The following is a 17,374-nucleotide window of genomic DNA, read 5'->3' on the forward strand; positions in this document are numbered from 1 at the left end:
AAGGAGATACAACGCATGTTACTCGAAGGAAAAAAAGCCCTCATCTTCGGTGTCGCCAATGATAAGAGTATCGCATACGGAATATCAAAGCAGTTTAAAGAACAGGGCGCGAAGCTCGCCTTCAGTTACGTTAATGAAAAACTCCAGAAGAGAGTTGATCCGATAAGTGAAGAGCTTGGCGGTGAATTTACTTTTCCATGTGATGTCAGCGATGATCAGCAGATCGCCGAAGCTGTCAAAATAGTAAAAGAAAAATGGGGTGATATCGATATCCTCGTTCATTCTGTTGCTTTTGCCAATCGTGACGACCTTAAAAACCGTTACATTGAAACTTCACGCGAAGGTTTTCATCTTGCTCTTGATATTTCTGCATATTCCCTTGTGGCTTTATGTGGAGCATTTGAACCCTTGCTGAAACCGGGCTCTTCCGTGCTGACAATGACCTATCTGGGATCATCCAAGGTAATAACCAACTATAATGTCATGGGTGTTGCAAAATCTGCCCTTGAATGCAGCGTCCGTTACCTTGCTAATGATCTCGGCAAGAACAATGTCCGGGTTAATGCTATCAGCGCAGGTCCTATCAAAACACTGGCTGCATCCGGTATTTCCGGCTTTAAATCCATCTTCAAGCATATTGAAGACCGTGCTCCGCTTGGAAGAAACGTAACTACTGAAAACGTAGGTAAAACTGCCTGTTATCTCGCTTCTGATCTTGCAGACGGCGTAACAGGAGAAGTTCATTACGTAGACTGCGGTTACCGCAATATGGGCATTTAAAAATATTATACCGATTTTAATTTTAATCGGTTCATAATGCGCTGCCGTCATTTAAATGAAGGCAGCGCATTTGACGTTTTTTCTAAGTGATCTGTCTCAGTGTTGAATTTGTTTACTAATTAAAAAAACACTGATCAGATTTCCTGTGTAAGACCATAAATTTCTGAAAATCTTGATTTAACTCTTAATCTGACATAGAGTGCTTGACACCTAAGGGGAAAGAGTCTATCAACTCTTTCTTTCGCCTTGCCCTTTATCAAAAGGAGAGGGCCATAGACCACAAGGAGGTTTTATTTAAATGCTCAAAAAGTATGAAACACTTTTGCTTTTGAGCCCCGAACTGGCAAGTGATAACCGCACTGCTCTGGTTGAAGGGTTCACCGCCATCATTGAACGTGAAGGCGGACAGATCAATGAAGTAGATGATTGGGGTTCCCGTCAGCTGGCCTACCCTGTTCAGAAACAGTCCCGTGGCTACTACGTCCGTCTGGACTATGTTGCTCCAGGTGCAACTGTTGCAGAACTCGAACGTAACATCCGCATTGCCGATGGCGTGTTCAAATTCGTTACCGTCAAACTTGACGACAGCGTAAAGGCTCAGGAGGAAGCTTAATCATGGCATTCAAAAGAAAATTCACACCGAAAAGGAAATTCTGCCGTTTCTGCGCAGATAAAAATCTTCCTTTGGACTACAAACGTCCTGATATTCTGAAAGATTTTGTAACCGAACGCGGTAAAATCATCGCTCGTAGAATTACTGGAACATGTGCAAAGCACCAGCGTCAGCTTACTACCGAGATCAAGCGTTCAAGGCAGATGGCTCTTATGTTTTACACTACTGTGCATAGCACTGACGTTAAGAAAAAGAGCATCTAAGGGGGCTTATCAATGAAACTTATTTTACGTGCTGATGTCGACGCTCTCGGCAGCCTCGGCGAAATTGTTTCCGTTAAGCCCGGTTACGGTCGCAATTACCTGATTCCTCAGGGACTTGCCATGCCCGCATCTGAAGCTAACATCAAACAGTTCGAACTTGAAAAGAAAAGACTGCAGGCTCTGGCCGACAGTGTTCGCGCTGAAGCTGAAGCCATGGCTGAAAAGCTCGCAGCAGCTGTTATCAAAATTGAAGTTCGTGTAGGTGAAGGTGACAAACTGTACGGTTCCGTTACAGCCACCAACATCTCCGAAACTCTTGCTGAGCAGGGAATTGAAGTCGATCGCAGAAAAATTATGCTTTCCGACCCAATCCGTTCACTTGGCGAATATGAAATTGAAGTCAAGCTTCACCCCGCAGTTCGTGGTGAAATTAAAGTTGCGGTAACCAAGCATGGAAAAATCGAGGAAGAACCCGAATCAGAGCCCACAGTTGAAGAAACAGCAGTGGAATCAGAAGAGGCGTAACTCCAATTATAATTCGGGCGAAGCTTCTGAAGCTTCGTCCGATCTTTTAAGAAAAGTTCCACCACACAATCTGGAAGCAGAACAGGCTGTGCTTGGTGGTGTTTTTGTTAATAACCTCATATTCAACGATCTTGTCGACATTATCAATGCCGATGATTTCTACTCTCCCACACATCAGGTAATTTTCAGAGCGTTTGAGACTCTGTATTCCCGCAACACTCCTATAGATCTGGTAACGGTCAACAACTATCTGACTGAAATTGGAGAAATAGAAAGTGCCGGCGGACCTGTATATCTGGCAGAACTTGCAAACTCGGTTTTCAGCTCGGCTAATGCCCTGCATCATGCGGAAATCGTATCTGACAAATCCATACAGAGAAATCTGATAAATACTGCAAGCAATATCATAACCGACTGTTTTGAAACTGCTAACGTCAAAGAACTTCTTGACCATTCAGAACAGGCTGTTTTTGATATTACCGATGCTAAAAAAGGTTCCACTGTCAAAGGCAGTCAGGAACTGATTAAAGACGTTTTCAAAGAACTTGAAAGAAGGGTTGAACAAAAATCACTGGTAACCGGTATCCCTACCACTTACCACAAGTTCGATGAAATGACTGCCGGATTGCAGAATTCAGACCTGATTATCATAGCCGGACGCCCGAGTATGGGTAAAACCGCTTTTGCATTGAACGTGGCCATGAGAGCCGCTCTTAACAACAATACAACTACAGCGGTTTTCTCTCTTGAAATGTCCATGGGTCAGCTCATGACCCGTATGCTAGCCTGTCACGCGCGGGTCGAATTATCCCGCATCAGAAGTGGTTTTCTGGAAGATGAAGATTGGGCCCGGTTGTATGATGCCGCTCAGGATCTTACAGAAGCCCCTATCTTTATTGATGATACTCCTTCTATCACAACAATGGAGCTTCGCGCCCGCTGTCGTCGCCTGAAAGCCCAGCATAATCTGGGGCTTGTAATGGTTGACTATCTACAGCTTATGCGTTCAAGTTCCCGTGTTGATTCCCGCGAGCAGGAAATTTCTGATATTTCCCGTACACTTAAAGCTCTTGCAAAAGAACTTAATATACCGGTCATCGCTTTGTCCCAGCTCAACCGTAAAGTTGAGGAACGCACGGATAAACGTCCGATGATGTCCGATTTGCGTGAATCAGGAGCTATCGAACAGGACGCGGATATCATCCTTTTCCTTTATCGTGAGGATTTCTACAATAAAAAAGAGGATAAACCTCTTACCAATAAAGCGGAAGTCATAATCGGCAAACAGAGAAACGGTCCTACAGGCATTGTTGAACTGGCCTTTTTCGGTCCGTATACCGCTTTTGAAAACCTCGCAGCAGAACCCTATCCCTCCGAATACGACGCAGAATAATGTTCTGCTCCGGCGAGGGGCCAAATTGATCCGGAGATTTCAAAATGTACTACGACAAGGTGGAAAGTCTTGAGCGTGATGAAATTGACGCTCTTCAAGCAGACAGGCTCAGGAAAGTTGTTGAAACAGCAATGGCTTCACCCTTCTACAAAAAAAAATATGCTGAAGCGGATATCGATCCTGCAAGCATAAAAACAGTAGATGATGTCCGCCGACTACCCTTCACCACTAAGAATGATCTCCGCAACAATTACCCTGACGGCTTCCTGACCAGACCGGTTGAAGATTTTGTCCGGCTGCATGTCTCATCCGGTACAACCGGAACACCTACAGCAGTATATTATACCCAGAGCGATCTTGATAAATGGGCCGATCTTATGGCCAGATCGATGTACTGTTGTGGAGTGCGCAAGTCTGACGTTCTTCAAAATATGTCCGGTTACGGTCTTTTTACCGGAGGACTTGGCATCCACTACGGATCAGAAAGGCTTGGCTGCCTGACGATTCCAGCAGGTGCCGGAAATACAAAACGCCAGATCAAACTGATCCGAGATTTTAATGTTTCGGTAATGCATATCATTCCTTCATTTGCCCTTTATTTTGCACAGAAAGTCCGCGATGAAGGTTTTGAACCGAAAACAATGCCCTGGCGTATAGCTTTAATAGGTGCTGAACCGCATACCGAGGACACCCGTAAAAGAATTGAAGAGCTGATGAATATCAAGGCTTTCAATTCGTACGGTATGACTGAAATGAATGGTCCCGGTGTAGCTTTCGAGTGTGAACATCAAAACGGTATGCATATCTGGGAAGATTCATACTTACCTGAAATAATCAATCCGCAGACTGGTGAACACGTTAAAGAAGGCGAGATCGGAGAACTGGTCATGACGACCCTGACCCGTGAAGGAATGCCGCTCATACGCTACAGAACGCGTGACCTTACTCGTTTTATACCCGGCAAATGCGCTTGTGGAAGAGTTCACCGCAGAATGGACCGCATAGCCGGACGTGCTGACGACATGCTGATTATTAAGGGTGTTAATATTTACCCCATGCAGATTGAAAAAATCCTCATGGCCATGCCTGAAGTCGGACAGAACTATCTGATAGAACTCATTCGTGAAAAATTCATCGATCAGATCAGAGTAAAAGTTGAAATTAAAGATGAATTTTTTGTCGAAGATATGCGTGTTTTGCAATCACTGCAAAAACGTATTGCGGCAAAATTACGTGATGAAATTCTGGTTACCCCGAGGGTTGAGCTTGTCATGCACAATTCAATTCCCAAATCCGAAGGTAAGGCCCAGCGTGTGGTAGACCTGAGAGACGTGGAGGGATAACAAGCGATGATTACCGCACTGGCAATCATTTTAATACTCCTCATGCTGCTTTCACTATGTCTGCATGTATTCGGACTCCCCGGTAACTGGGTTCTCCTGCTGCTTGTTGTGGGCTGGAAACTCTTTCAGCCTCATGCAATGACATGGAATTTTATCTCATGGATTGCGGTCATTGCTCTCATTGGAGAACTACTCGAATTTGCTGCCCAATATATGGGTGGTAAAAAATTCGGTGCATCAGGACGGGGCAACTTCGGAGCTTTTATCGGAGCCATAGCCGGAGCAATGCTCGGAGCACCATTTTTTTTCGGTCTGGGAGCTTTGCCCGGAGCACTTATTGGAGCTTTCGCTGGATGCCTGATTCTGGAAATGTCGCATGGCAGAAGTTTTCAGGAAGCACAGCGATGTGCATGGGGAGCCTTCTGGGGAAAAGCTTTCGGCATGACAGTTAAAGTAAGCCTCGGAGTCTGGATGTTTGCTTTAAGCGTTTCCAGAGTCTGGCCTTAAATAAGCTTCCGCAGGCTTTGCAGCACTCTATAGTAATTAACAGGCTTCGCTGTTTTGAGTTTCAAAACAGCGAAGCTTTATCATACTGGGCCTTCATGGAGCACGAGCATTGATCTGTAAAATGCTGATCAGCAGTCTGCATTTATTTATGCTGCAAATAAATTAAGTGTAAGTCCTCTGCCAAAAACTCAGGCCGATAAAAAATAGTTCCTGATCTGTGCTGAACGGTTAATTTTCCGGTTTTAGCCTAAAAAGGGACAATCGTTCTTTTTTGATTCACGGCCCCAGTAAAGTTCTGGATTTTCTTGGGGCATTGAACTAATTTCTGTCACCATATTTGGTACATATTTTGTTCCGCATACTTTTACGATCTGTGTCAGGAATTAAATTTTAATTGCAAATTTTTTACCAGCTCAGGACTTATAAAATTCCAAAGACATTCCGAGCTGGAAACGTAAGATTTTATATCTGGAGGATTTCATGGCGACTGAATCATTTCCCAACTACAGGGGTGACCTTCACTATAACTGCCTTGGCTGCGGCGCTAAGCTGGCAATTGATGAGCTTTACTATACCTGCCCTGAATGCGGATCTGTTTTTATCCTGCAGGATGACAACTTTGAAAGCCTTAAAAAGACTTCCGGAGAAGAATGGCGCAAAATATTTGATGAGCGTGCATCTACTAAAAATGATAAATTACGCGGAATTTTCAGATTTTATGAACTCTTTGCTCCTGTAATCGAAGAAGAAGATATTTTATACCTTGGTGAAGGCAATACACCTATTGTTTCATCAAGCCCTGCCCTCAACGAAGTCACCGGAGTTAAAACAGCTTTCAAAAATGACGGTCAAAATCCCAGTGCATCTTTTAAAGACCGCGGAATGGCCTGTGCATTCAGTTACCTCAATGCTCTGGTTCGTAAAAATAAATGGGATCAGGTGCTTACCGTCTGCGCATCCACAGGAGATACATCTGCTGCGGCCGCGTTATATGCTTCCTACCTCGGCGGACCGGTAAAATCTGTTGTTCTGCTGCCTCAGGGAAAAGTAACTCCACAGCAGCTTGCCCAGCCTCTAGGAAGTGGAGCTACCGTGCTCGAAATTCCGGGTGTCTTTGATGACTGCATGAAAGTTGTTGAACACCTTGCAGATAATTATCGTGTTGCCCTGCTTAATTCCAAAAACGCATGGCGCATTTTGGGTCAGGAATCTTATGCTTTTGAAGTTGCCCAGTGGTACGATTGGGACCTTAAAGACAAATGTGTATTCGTTCCCATTGGCAATGCCGGAAATATAACAGCCATCATGGCAGGATTTCTCAAGATGTACGATCTGGGCATCATTGAGACACTTCCCAGAATTTTTGGAGTGCAGTCTGAACACGCTGATCCTGTATACCGCTATTACGCCGTTGACGATCCTAAGGAACGCAATTTTGAACCTGTTGCAGTACGTCCCTCAGTTGCTCAGGCTGCAATGATCGGTAACCCGGTTTCATTCCCCAGAGTAAAATATTTTGCTGAGAGATATGAAGCTATTTCAGGCAAACAAGGATTTCAGGTTGTTCATGTGCGCGAGCAGGATATTATTGAAGGCATGCTGCTTGCCAACTCTAAAGGGCATATTGCCTGTACACAGGGTGGTGAATGCTTTGCAGGTCTGCTACAGGCCAGAAAACTTGGACTTATAGCTGACCACGAAGCAGCAATACTTGATTCCACGGCCCACCAGCTTAAATTTATCGGATTCCAGAACATGTATTATGAAAATGAATTTCCGGAAGAATATGAAATCACCCCTGACAGTTCCAGAGGCAACAAACCGGAACTGGTGATTGAGCCGGAAGTTAAAACAAGTTCAACCCCAGCTGAATACACTACGAAAGCTGCTGAAAAAGTAGTAAAAATGCTTGGACTGGAGAAAAAGTGAGTGCCTAAAAAGGAACGCGCTGATCAGATTCTTTTTTCCAATGGACACACTGAAAGCCGTGAACAGGCCAAACGCCTGATCATGGCTGGTCAGGTTCATTACTTGAAAGACGGGCAGAAGCTACCGGTAGATAAACCGGGGCAACAGCTGCCACCTGATATAGAAATGGTTGTAAAAGGTCAGGACCGATTTGTAAGCCGTGGGGGATATAAAATTCTGACCGCGATAAAAGAATTAGGTCTTGATCCTCAAGGTATGGTTGTTCTTGACGCCGGAGCATCAACTGGCGGTTTTACCGACTGCCTGCTGCAATTCGGTGCCAAAAAAGTTTATGCTGCTGACGTTGGTTACGGCCAATTGCATTGGAAGCTCAGGCAGGATGAACGGGTTGTAAATATTGAGAGGGTCAACCTGCGCCATGCCGAAGCTGACCTGATACCGGAAAAAGTGGATCTGATCGTGTGTGATGTTTCTTTCATTTCACTCACCAAAGTTCTGCCGCCACTTATGAGATTTTTAAAAGAAGGTGGTGAAATCGTGACTCTGGTCAAACCCCAGTTTGAAGTAGGTCCGGGGATGACTGATAAAGGAGTTGTGCGCGATGAATCTCTGCGCCAGCAAATGGTTGATATGATTGTCAACTTCGCCGAGACAGAACTTGGATTGCACCTTAAGGGAGTCAAACCTTCCAGCATCAAAGGTCCCAAAGGGAATCAGGAATATCTGACTTATTTTGTTGGATAAAATTAGTATATTCTGTTGTGTAACGGTCTTATTCTTTATATCTAACAACAGAGCTTATAAGCAGATCAATATAATTTATTCACTTATAATTAAGTAACATACTATAGTTATATGTAATAATTTAAAAGCCCGGGCAAATTGTCCGGGCTTTTTTACATTCTTATATATTTTAAAATTTCAATTTCAATTTCTAACAAATTTAAAATTACTAAATACATAATACAGCATATTATATTTAGCAGAGTTAGGCATGTTTTATTATTGTTACTTCTTTCAAGTATTCAAAATTTAAAATCATCATATTAAAGACTAATATTTTTTAAAATTAAAACTATATAATAATGTAATTAAGACATTACAATATCATATTATATTTTATTTACTCTTTATTATATAATTTTATGATGTGTTAATTTTATATATTTTAATTTTAAATCAAAAACAACTGTAATATATATGTTGTTTTTTTGATTTTATTATATTCCAATAAATATACCTACACACATGTATGGATAAATCCTTCAGCTATCGAATACATAAAATTAAAATAAAACCTAGTATCTATGCACTACTAAATAATATCTTTACATTTTTATACAATATGACTATCTGACTCAGGGACTTGAGCACAGGAGGAAGATGCTCAGGTTTACGGCACGGTGCCATATGTGCCGATTATTTTTATTAAGGAGTGGTCATGAAGAATTTTTTTAAAGCGAAACTGTTGTATTGCGCCTTGCTGACTTTCTGTTTCGCTATGGTTACGGTCTGTTCTGGTAAAGTATACGCCTCCGGGTTTGCATTGTATGAATGGAGCGCGAGAGGTAATGCACTTGGCGGAACCCTTGTTGCCAGGGCCGATGATCCCTCTGCCGTAGCCTATAACCCTGCCGGTATTACACAGCTTAATGGAACGCAGACATTAGCTGGTTTCACCACGCTGACTCTAACCAACAGTCTGATTACAAATTATGGTGGAGATGAAAAAAACGAGAGTCTTAAAGAACAGTATTATCTGGCTCCACACGCCTATTTAACACATCAAATTAATGATAATGCATGGTTCGGACTTGGACTTTACTCCAAATACGGTCTCGGAACCAAATACTCTGAAACTTGGCGTGGAAGATACTCATCTTATGACACTTCTATTGAAACATATTCTGTCAACCCGAACCTTGCATACAAGTTCAATAAATATTTTTCAGCCGCAATAGGCATGGAACTGATGTATGTAAAAGCTGACCTGCGCTGCAAAAGAGACCCTACCGGAGTTAACAACCCTGATTCTTCAGGAGCTACAGACATAGACCAGCGTATCCGTGTTGACGGAATTACTCCCGGATTCAACGCAGCTTTAAGGGTAACCCCCAATGATCAGTGGGCCATTGGCTTTGTATATCGCAGCCAGATGAATCATCATGCCAAGGGTGATGTCACTTATGATTCTCCAGCAGGCATAAGCTCCCCACTCTACTTCAATGACACAAACGTCACTATGGCGATGTCCACACCGAACACATATTCTATTGGTGTGGCCTACAAACCATTCGAGAATTTCAGTATTGAAGGTGACGCCATATTCTCACAGTGGAGTTCATTTAAAAATCTGTCATACCGTTTCGAGAGTGCTACAGCTATCGGCAGAAAAGAAGCTGACGTAGCAAAGAAATGGAGTGATGTCTGGAGATTTCAGCTGGGTGTAGAATATTCCCCTGTTGAGGATCTGGATTTACGAGTTGGATATGTTTATGACCAAAGCCCTATCCGTGACGGCTATGAAGATTACATGATGCCCACAAATGACCGTCAGATCATTTCAACCGGTGTCGGTCTTCACTTCGGAGAAACAGTTCTGGACCTTTCTTACAGTTATCTGTGGATGAAAGATAGAAAAATTGAAGCTCGCGCGGGTTCAGGGGTTCTTGATACGACCTCAACAAACAACCAGTCCCACATGTTCGCAGCCAGCTTAAAATGTACATTTTAAAATTAAAACAATGAATTAAAGCCGGATCAGAAGTTAAAAATTCTGATCCGGCTTTTTTTATAACCTTTCTGTGTTCCTGAATATCAAGGGGGGGGAGATAACAGGAACCAGCTGATTATCTATAAGTTACCTGCCGATACCAAGATCAAGTTTCATATCCTCAGGAGCTTTAAGTTCAACTCCATATTCTATTGAACTTTTAGAAGATGCCGGAATTTCAATTTCCCAGACAAATTTTCTATTTTCGGTTTCAGCCTTAGGTTTAGATTCTGTTTCAATCTCAATTCTCTTATCACCAACAACCGGGAATGGCTCTTCAACTTTTATTTTTCGGGCTGAATTCCTACTGTTGGTTATTGTCATAGCATATTTCCAGCTATATGTCTGGTCTGATCCAAACAGACCTTTTTCACCGGAAGCTTTTTGAATTGTTTTAAACTCAGCTTTGAGTAACGGGTCGGAACCAAAAAACATTTCAACTGTTTTTCCTGTCAGATCAAGCTGTATGCTGCCCAGCATTGTTCCTTCCATGTAAATAAAAGCCGTACCTCTGGGAAGATCCTTAGCTTCAGCATGTGTAACCGATGCTGATACAAAAACCTCCGAACCAAGCGAAGGCCTTGTCAGATATGAAAAATCAGCATTCCAGACTTCCTTACTCATATTGAAAAGCCTGCTCTCCCCTGCGGGGATATTGCGCTTGCCAAGTTTCCATAATGAATAGGTGGCCTTATGCTGAACGCTTGGTGCTGAGTAGGTATTTTTTGAACGTTTTACCGCAGCTTCCTGCACCATCATTACCCCGCGCCCTACAACCGGAGCATTATCCATCACCCGGTCCGGCCTGATATTCCAGTTTGGCAGGTATGGCGGAGAAATTCGTGATCCCGGTCTGACAGTTGCCAATTCCACCTCGGTATTCTTCAAATCAAAACCGGCTGCCTGTCTGACTTTAGCATCAAAACGAAAGTTAACCTGTTTAGAATCAGGATTGGCATCCAGACTGTAAACAGGACTCCAGCCACAACCATCAACCATATACTTCAAAGTAAACTCAGCTTTAGGTGCAGTTAGTCCGGAAACAGAAACTTTTACTTTCCAGACTCCTAAATTTTTACCGGAAACTTCTCTAAGCTTCGCCTGTAACTCTTCAACTTTTTTCTGTTGCACAGCCAGACTTCTGGTAAGCTTGGATTTCTGAGAATAATACTCGGATAAATTGGCAACAACCATATCGGATAGTTTTTCTGAAAGCACCGGTCTGGAAGCATCTCCGGCATTACCCTGACTCCAGTATGCTATACCTCCATCGACCGCTTTAATTTTAGCGGCAATGGAATCTCTATCCACAACAGCCTTATCCAGATCTTTTCTGACAGCTGCTACAGCAGGCGTTTCACTGATATTGTCACGGGTCCAGATAATATCCGTTACCGATATTCCAGGAACAGAACTGGAAACCGTCAATGTTTCAGGACGGGCGTGACCGGGGAGCTTCAGGTTTAAAATACTTTCACCTGAATCTTTTGATACTGTAAAAATAGAACTCGATGTTACTTCGGCACCTGTTGGAAAAAAAACAACCCTCATCTGAGCTGAAACGGACTGTGCTGAAAACATAAAAAGCATTATCAGCAATGAAAATAACCTGAATTTCAAACCAACCTCCAAAACACAAGATGCTTAGTGTTTAAATTTAACGTATAAAAATCACATCAAGGCGACAGTGGAATAATTAAAACAACATGCTCTCAATAACAGTTTTTATACCTTAAGGTCTACCTTGAAATAATATTTTCATATACATGGAAAAAACTGCTGCATCACATCCTGTTGGGGTTCAAGAACCAGATCAGTAAGATATTCAAGCATTGTTCTGCGGGAAATTTCACCAAGAAGGACTCCCTTCTCATCTATAACAGGAACAGCAGTAACTTTATTATCCTGTATAACCCTGCATGCGGACATGAGCTCTTCATCTGGTTTTACTGAAAGAAATGAAGTCTGCATTATCTCACACACATTTATATCAAGGCGGTGACGGTAAATACTTTCAAATATCTCTGAACGATGCTCATCATCTGCTTCCTCAAGCCATTTTATCTGCAACTCATTGGTACAAAGCAGATTGACGATGTCATACATGGAAATAACTCCGTACAACTTGTATTTTTTATCAACAACATAACTAAGACGAGATTTTAAACTTACAGTGCGGTAAATTTTGATTAGATCAATAATTTTCAGGTCCTTATCCACAGTTATTATATTAAAACGCATGTGATCTTTAACCTGCATGATTTCCCCCTAGAATCTTTCAAATTCACAATGTTCATAATCCTGACCAGATGGAATTGCCGCATAATAATTCCGGCGTATTTCATCAGTATCATTCAGCCCCGAACCATCTGCCGAAAATTTATTCTTAGGTGTTTGATTACTATTTGGGTTGGAAAAATCATCGGCGCGGTAGGATTCAGATTTGAGATTAAAATATCCCACAGAATCTTTAAGGCGTACGGCATGGGCTTGTAATTCCTGTGATGTTGCCGCCATTTCCTGTGATGCCGCCGCACTTTGCTGAATTGTCTGCTCAAGTTGCTTAACAGCTGTACTTATCTGTTCAGAGCCGGAACTCTGTTCCCGCGATGCGGCCGAAATCTCCTGAACAAGCTCCGAAGTTTTGCGTATCTGTGGCAGGATGCTGTCAAACTTATCACCGGCCTCGTTGGCTATTTTCATACTTTTACCGGAAAGTTCAGTTATCTCTGATGCGGCTGCCCCACTGCGCTCCGCAAGTTTACGGACTTCGGAAGCAACCACTGCAAACCCTCTACCGCTTTCTCCGGCTCTGGCCGCCTCTATGGCTGCATTTAGAGCCAGCAAATTCGTCTGGCGGGCTATTTCATCAATTATCAAAACTTTTTCAGTAATATTTTTCATCGCTTCAACAGTATCTTTGACGGCCTTCGCTCCTATTTCAGCATCACTTAGCGCACTACCGGCAACGCTATCTACCTCAGAAGCATTTTTGCTGTTATGGATGACACTGTCAGAGAACTGTTCAACGCTGGCCATAATCTCTTCTACAGCAGAAGATTGCTCCGCTGCGGAATTAGCAAGACTTTCGGATGCCGAACTGAGCTCCCTGCTACCGCTGGAAACATTATCAGCACCTTCCTGAACATCCATTATGGCCTGTTTGAATTTTGAAGCCATGTCACTAAGAGCCTTTGCCAGAAGCCCAAGTTCATCCCGACGCTTTAAAGTGATTTGGGCATTTATATTCCCTTCAGCAAGGTTTCTGGCAAAATCCAGCCCCAGACGAACCGGGCCTGTAATGCTGCGAGTAATGATCACCGCAAAAATAATTCCTGCTATAACTGCAAGCACACTGCACATAAGAATCATCATCACGGCATAATGAATAGCTGCTTCACTATGCTGCTGCTGTAACTCAACAATCTGCTCACACAGAGCATGAACTTCACGGGCATGGTGAACCATTCTGGAATCAGCTTTACCCATTTCTCGCCTTTTCTTTACCAGCTCTTTGAAATCAGCTTCAACAGCTGAGGCTTTATCCAGAAATGCTGTTATTTCCGCAGAATCTGGAAATTTATTTTTTAAATCCGCTATCGTTGAATCCAGTTTATTTAAAGAAGACTCAACCGTTCTGGCTTCAAGATGGATATTTCTATAATCAAGTCCTGTGATCTGATTATAAATATTCTTGCCCACAGCATGAAAATCCTGAGGAGTAGCGAATCCAAGCCTGATTAATTCCGATACTTTCTTATCCAGAATTTTTTCATGTTTTCTGGAAAGTTCGAACAGATTAACCATTTCGCGAAAACTGTCATAATAAGACCGCGCGGCAACGGCTGCTCCTGAAAAAATTTCGCCAAGACGGTCGCCGCTTTCAAGAGTTGAAAACTGCTCAGCCAATTTAACTACATCATTACTTAATTTTTCAACTTTGCTGATATATTCGCCATCGCCTCTGATAAGATAATTTTTTTCATGCCTCCGAGCCTGCAGAATATCATTAGACATAAGTGAAGCAGCGCTTTGAATTTTCAAATTAGTTTCTATTGAGTTTACAGCGATAATTCCAAAAACCGCTACTGTGGCTGTAAAAATAAAAACCAGACCGAATCCGATTAAAAGTTTTAAACTGATTTTTAAATTGCCGAACATTTAGATCCCCCTTAAGTATGACGCCTGTAAACCTTTTACGCACATCAGGTGGCGTCATCTAAGGAATGGCAATTAATGTACCAGAACATTCGTTTTGATTTTTATTTCAACATTCTAATTTAATTAAATTTTATATTTTTAAAAATAGGAATCAATTTTAACAGTGGATTTACCATGTCGGGGATGTTTGCAGTGTGTAAAAAAAATCAACAGGCGGAATAATGTATAAATTGAAAAAGCCCTTCAAACACATTTCAGTGAATGAAGGGCTTATGCAGATTTTATGATGTGTAACTTCAGTTTTTAATTCTGGAAGAAGATATAAAAGTTATCAACGACATAACCAGAAATACCGCATCACGGACAAGTAGTGTTGTGATACTTTCAGTAGCTTCGGCATCAGTAGAAAAACAGCCACAGGCAATATCCAGACCTCTGGAACTATTATAAGCCAGAGCTGCTATAAAAATAAAAAGCATCAGTGAAACAATAAATGAGGAAGCTCTGGTCATAACTCCGGTAATCAGCAAAGCTCCGCAGACGAATTCCAGCCACGGAAGAACTATAACCACTGGAGATATAAATGAATCAGGAAGAATCTGATAATTATAAACGATGCCCGCAAATCCCATCGGGTCAAATATTTTATCCACACTGGCAACAATAAAAATTAAACCTAAAAGGATTCTGACTATTCTAAAAAATGAAGTCATTATTGTGCCTCCAGATCTTTTCCAAGGTTCAACCAGCCATCAAGGCCATCCGGATATACCCGGACATCCTTGAATCCAAGGTCTAGAAGCTTTTCTCCGGCAATTCTACTTTTACCGCAGGTCAGGCCGTCACAATAAACAACCACAGTGGCATTAGCATTAAGTTTTGCAACCGCGTCCTGTAAAATATCTCCCTCAGCGGTGGAAGGTATATTGATTGCTCCGGGTATATGCCCCATACTGAATTCCATTGAATCACGGGCATCCACAAACACAGTCCCGTTCTTATCCGCAATTTCTGATAAGTCCTGACTGGTTATATCAACAAGCCCTACAGATTCGTCCTGCACTTCATGCGAATATGCCATAGGGAAAGGCTCAAGACGCAATTTATTCATTGCAAATCCAAGAAAAGATGAAACCGCAACGATTATAATAATCTGAACAACTATAACTATTTTTTTCAAATTTATACCTGCAACTATACCGTATAATTTGTTTAATACGACAGATAACCAGCCTAACCCGCAGCTGCTGGCAGCTTATAAACAACATCAATTTTTAATGTTTTCATTAATTCATTGCTGCCATAACAGCCATAAATATATACGAATTAATCTGTAGAAGCCCTCCAGAGTAAATATCAATTTTAGCATTAAAACTACTTTCAGATATAATCGGACATATTCAGGCAAAGCATACAGTTTGTACCATTTTCCTGCAACAATAAGAAAAACAGTAAATTATATAAAAAAAGGGCGTATTCATAATTTTATGAATACGCCCTTCTTTCAGGGAGACCAGACACCCGGGATATACCGTTACCGCTGCTCCTTTTCAGGCCTGACGGGGTTCACGACGCACCCGCCGTCCGGCCTCCCTGAAAAACACACTATCCGTGCGCAGGTGGTTTAACTATGTTCTGAGAGGTTAATTGTCAAGTAAAAAAGGAATAAAGAATATTTTCATGCCAACTTAAATCTATAACTAAAACATCCTTTTAATAATTTGCCTTTTATAGTATAAAAAATTAAGCACTAGCCACTTAGATATGGGGTCTGTATTAAACTTTTATAGAATTAACTTATAAGCTTACGGGGTAGTTATTTATAATGAATGCAACTCAGCCTATAGTAGACAACTTAAGTCTGGATATGCTCAGTCCTGATTCCCTTAACTCTCTGGTAGAGAAAGCTATCTCTTTTGCCAGTATTTACGGATTACGCCTTATCGTAGCAATCGTAGTCCTTTTATTCGGAATCCTTGTAGCCCGCCAGTCTTCAAAAATAATGTCCAGAATCCTGCGGAAAGCCAAAGTTGACGACATACTCAACTCTTTTATGCAGAATATAGTTTACTATACTGTTCTGGCAGCTTTCATCGTAGCAGCTCTGGGACAGGCTGGAATCAACATCACCTCGTTCCTCGCTGTTTTAGGTGCTGCAGGCTTGGCTGTTGGTCTGGCATTAAAAGACACACTGTCCAACTTTGCGGCAGGTGTAGTGCTTATTCTGCTGCGACTTTTCAAAAAAGGCGATTTTGTCACTATTGCCGGCAAATCAGGAACGGTACAGGGGCTGACCGCTTTTTATACAGAGCTTTCAACAACAGACAATCAGAAAGTGGTTGTACCCAACTCTTCAATTCTTAATGCTACAATCATTAATACAACAGCTTATGCTACCCGCCGTGTAGATATGGTTATCGGAATCAGCTATGAGGACGATATTAAACGGGCTAAAGAAATTTTATGGAAGCTTATTGAAAGCGATCCAAGAATCCTTAAAGATCCTAAACCTAAAATTGTTGTCGGTGAACTTGGTGATTCCAGCGTAAACCTTTATGTACGCCCATGGACAAGCACCGAAGACTGCTGGAGCGTTAGATGGGATATGCTTGAAACTATCAAAGTAGCTTTTGATAAAGAAGGAATCTCAATCCCCTACCCTCAGCAGGATGTTCATATTATAGGTGAAGAGCCCAAAGCCATAGAAGAATAGCATTCAATATAGAAACCATAAAAGCCCCCGTCAGGAATATTCCAGACGGGGGGCTTTTTTTGTATGTAGAAAACCCCCCGCTATGCGGGGGGTTCCGTAAAGCTTACAGCTATGAATAAATCAGCAAAACTCCTTTTGATTTGTTAAATGAGTTCCGCGGTCTAGCAGCTGCGGTAGTAACAAATCAAAAGGAGGTCCCTTTGCGAGACACTGAAAGTTTAGCCCATACAAAATGGAACTGTAAATATCATATAGTCTTTGCTCCAAAATATCGTCGCCAAGTTTTCTACTATGAAACTAAAAGAGCAATAGGTGAAATTTTACGAAAGCTCTGTGAGTGGAAAGGCGTTGAGATAGTTGAGGCAGAATGTTGC

At 42.1% G+C, this 17,374-nt stretch carries 17 protein-coding genes and 1 other RNA gene; 12 read left to right on the forward strand and 6 right to left on the reverse strand.

Going from position 1 to position 17,374, the window contains the following annotated elements; translation table 11 throughout:
- Positions 1-15 precede the first annotated feature (15 nt).
- The 10 genes from G496_RS0110805 (at position 16) to G496_RS0110850 (ending at position 10,087) form a co-directional block, all read left to right on the forward strand.
- A complete protein-coding gene (locus tag G496_RS0110805) occupies positions 16-780 on the forward strand; it encodes an enoyl-ACP reductase FabI (protein ID WP_027179306.1) in 765 nt (254 codons plus the stop codon).
- A gap of 298 nt (positions 781-1,078) precedes the next feature.
- Entirely contained in the window at positions 1,079-1,393 is a 315-nt protein-coding gene (gene rpsF, locus G496_RS0110810; protein WP_027179307.1) for a 30S ribosomal protein S6, read from the forward strand.
- Between the two features lie 2 nt (positions 1,394-1,395).
- Positions 1,396-1,656: a 30S ribosomal protein S18 gene (rpsR, locus tag G496_RS0110815; RefSeq protein WP_027179308.1), complete on the forward strand. Its 261-nt coding sequence runs from the start codon at positions 1,396-1,398 to the stop codon at positions 1,654-1,656.
- Between the two features lie 12 nt (positions 1,657-1,668).
- The gene (gene rplI / locus G496_RS0110820; protein ID WP_027179309.1) at positions 1,669-2,181 is read left to right on the forward strand and encodes a 50S ribosomal protein L9; all 513 of its coding nucleotides are present in this window, start codon (positions 1,669-1,671) and stop codon (positions 2,179-2,181) included.
- Positions 2,108-3,574: a replicative DNA helicase gene (gene dnaB / locus G496_RS0110825; RefSeq protein WP_084407545.1), complete on the forward strand. Its 1,467-nt coding sequence runs from the start codon at positions 2,108-2,110 to the stop codon at positions 3,572-3,574. Before rplI ends, dnaB begins: the two co-directional genes overlap by 74 nt.
- Positions 3,575-3,618: 44 nt before the next feature.
- The gene (locus tag G496_RS0110830; protein WP_027179311.1) at positions 3,619-4,917 is read left to right on the forward strand and encodes a phenylacetate--CoA ligase family protein; all 1,299 of its coding nucleotides are present in this window, start codon (positions 3,619-3,621) and stop codon (positions 4,915-4,917) included.
- Positions 4,918-4,923: 6 nt separating this feature from the next.
- Positions 4,924-5,424 (forward strand): DUF456 domain-containing protein, encoded by a 501-nt coding sequence (locus G496_RS0110835; protein ID WP_027179312.1) that lies wholly within the window; start codon positions 4,924-4,926, stop codon positions 5,422-5,424.
- A gap of 480 nt (positions 5,425-5,904) precedes the next feature.
- The gene (gene thrC / locus G496_RS0110840) at positions 5,905-7,353 is read left to right on the forward strand and encodes a threonine synthase (protein ID WP_027179313.1); all 1,449 of its coding nucleotides are present in this window, start codon (positions 5,905-5,907) and stop codon (positions 7,351-7,353) included.
- Positions 7,354-8,097 (forward strand): TlyA family RNA methyltransferase, encoded by a 744-nt coding sequence (locus G496_RS0110845; RefSeq protein ID WP_027179314.1) that lies wholly within the window; start codon positions 7,354-7,356, stop codon positions 8,095-8,097.
- 697 nt (positions 8,098-8,794) lie between these two features.
- Positions 8,795-10,087, forward strand: a complete 1,293-nt coding sequence (locus G496_RS0110850; protein WP_051294981.1) for an OmpP1/FadL family transporter — start codon at positions 8,795-8,797, stop codon at positions 10,085-10,087.
- 126 nt (positions 10,088-10,213) lie between these two features.
- Here the strand turns inward: G496_RS0110850 and G496_RS0110855 are convergent, their stop codons facing one another.
- The 6 genes from G496_RS0110855 to ffs all read right to left on the reverse strand — a co-directional run bounded on the left by G496_RS0110855 (position 10,214) and on the right by ffs (position 15,884).
- Entirely contained in the window at positions 10,214-11,746 is a 1,533-nt protein-coding gene (locus G496_RS0110855) for a DUF4139 domain-containing protein (RefSeq protein WP_027179316.1), read from the reverse strand.
- Positions 11,747-11,884: 138 nt separating this feature from the next.
- Positions 11,885-12,385, reverse strand: a complete 501-nt coding sequence (locus G496_RS0110860; RefSeq protein WP_027179317.1) for a CBS domain-containing protein — start codon at positions 12,383-12,385, stop codon at positions 11,885-11,887.
- 9 nt (positions 12,386-12,394) lie between these two features.
- On the reverse strand, positions 12,395-14,287 hold the full coding sequence (locus tag G496_RS21565; protein WP_051294982.1) for a HAMP domain-containing methyl-accepting chemotaxis protein: 1,893 nt from the start codon (positions 14,285-14,287) through the stop codon (positions 12,395-12,397).
- A 296-nt stretch (positions 14,288-14,583) separates the two neighbouring features.
- Positions 14,584-15,000 carry a MauE/DoxX family redox-associated membrane protein gene (locus G496_RS0110870; protein WP_027179318.1) on the reverse strand — a complete coding sequence of 139 codons (417 nt, stop codon included), beginning with the start codon at positions 14,998-15,000 and terminating at the stop codon, positions 14,584-14,586.
- A complete protein-coding gene (locus G496_RS0110875) occupies positions 15,000-15,467 on the reverse strand; it encodes a rhodanese-like domain-containing protein (RefSeq protein WP_051294983.1) in 468 nt (155 codons plus the stop codon). The genes G496_RS0110870 and G496_RS0110875 overlap by 1 nt, the downstream gene beginning before the upstream one ends.
- A 321-nt stretch (positions 15,468-15,788) precedes the next feature.
- Positions 15,789-15,884: signal recognition particle sRNA small type (gene ffs / locus G496_RS20895), an RNA gene on the reverse strand.
- Positions 15,885-16,112: 228 nt separating this feature from the next.
- Between ffs and G496_RS0110880 the strand changes: the two genes are divergently transcribed.
- Both G496_RS0110880 and tnpA read left to right on the forward strand, forming a co-directional pair.
- The gene (locus G496_RS0110880; RefSeq protein WP_027179320.1) at positions 16,113-17,000 is read left to right on the forward strand and encodes a mechanosensitive ion channel family protein; all 888 of its coding nucleotides are present in this window, start codon (positions 16,113-16,115) and stop codon (positions 16,998-17,000) included.
- Positions 17,001-17,200: 200 nt separating this feature from the next.
- On the forward strand, positions 17,201-17,374 hold a 174-nt coding region (gene tnpA / locus G496_RS20900), incomplete at its 3' end, for an IS200/IS605 family transposase (protein WP_027179321.1).

The sequence above is a fragment of the Maridesulfovibrio bastinii DSM 16055 genome, assembly GCF_000429985.1.
Lineage (GTDB): Bacteria > Desulfobacterota > Desulfovibrionia > Desulfovibrionales > Desulfovibrionaceae > Maridesulfovibrio > Maridesulfovibrio bastinii.

What these genes read in the sequence shown, in the direction of transcription:
- dnaB (WP_084407545.1), top strand. Translation starts at nt 2,108, where the DNA reads ATGGAAAAATCGAGGAAGAACCCGAATCAGAGCCCACAGTTGAAGAAA.
- G496_RS0110860 (WP_027179317.1), bottom strand. Translation starts at nt 12,385, where the DNA reads ATGCAGGTTAAAGATCACATGCGTTTTAATATAATAACTGTGGATAAG.
- thrC (WP_027179313.1), top strand. Translation starts at nt 5,905, where the DNA reads ATGGCGACTGAATCATTTCCCAACTACAGGGGTGACCTTCACTATAAC.
- G496_RS0110850 (WP_051294981.1), top strand. Translation starts at nt 8,795, where the DNA reads ATGAAGAATTTTTTTAAAGCGAAACTGTTGTATTGCGCCTTGCTGACT.
- G496_RS21565 (WP_051294982.1), bottom strand. Translation starts at nt 14,287, where the DNA reads ATGTTCGGCAATTTAAAAATCAGTTTAAAACTTTTAATCGGATTCGGT.
- rpsR (WP_027179308.1), top strand. Translation starts at nt 1,396, where the DNA reads ATGGCATTCAAAAGAAAATTCACACCGAAAAGGAAATTCTGCCGTTTC.
- G496_RS0110880 (WP_027179320.1), top strand. Translation starts at nt 16,113, where the DNA reads ATGAATGCAACTCAGCCTATAGTAGACAACTTAAGTCTGGATATGCTC.
- rplI (WP_027179309.1), top strand. Translation starts at nt 1,669, where the DNA reads ATGAAACTTATTTTACGTGCTGATGTCGACGCTCTCGGCAGCCTCGGC.
- G496_RS0110870 (WP_027179318.1), bottom strand. Translation starts at nt 15,000, where the DNA reads ATGACTTCATTTTTTAGAATAGTCAGAATCCTTTTAGGTTTAATTTTT.
- G496_RS0110830 (WP_027179311.1), top strand. Translation starts at nt 3,619, where the DNA reads ATGTACTACGACAAGGTGGAAAGTCTTGAGCGTGATGAAATTGACGCT.
- G496_RS0110805 (WP_027179306.1), top strand. Translation starts at nt 16, where the DNA reads ATGTTACTCGAAGGAAAAAAAGCCCTCATCTTCGGTGTCGCCAATGAT.
- rpsF (WP_027179307.1), top strand. Translation starts at nt 1,079, where the DNA reads ATGCTCAAAAAGTATGAAACACTTTTGCTTTTGAGCCCCGAACTGGCA.
- G496_RS0110835 (WP_027179312.1), top strand. Translation starts at nt 4,924, where the DNA reads ATGATTACCGCACTGGCAATCATTTTAATACTCCTCATGCTGCTTTCA.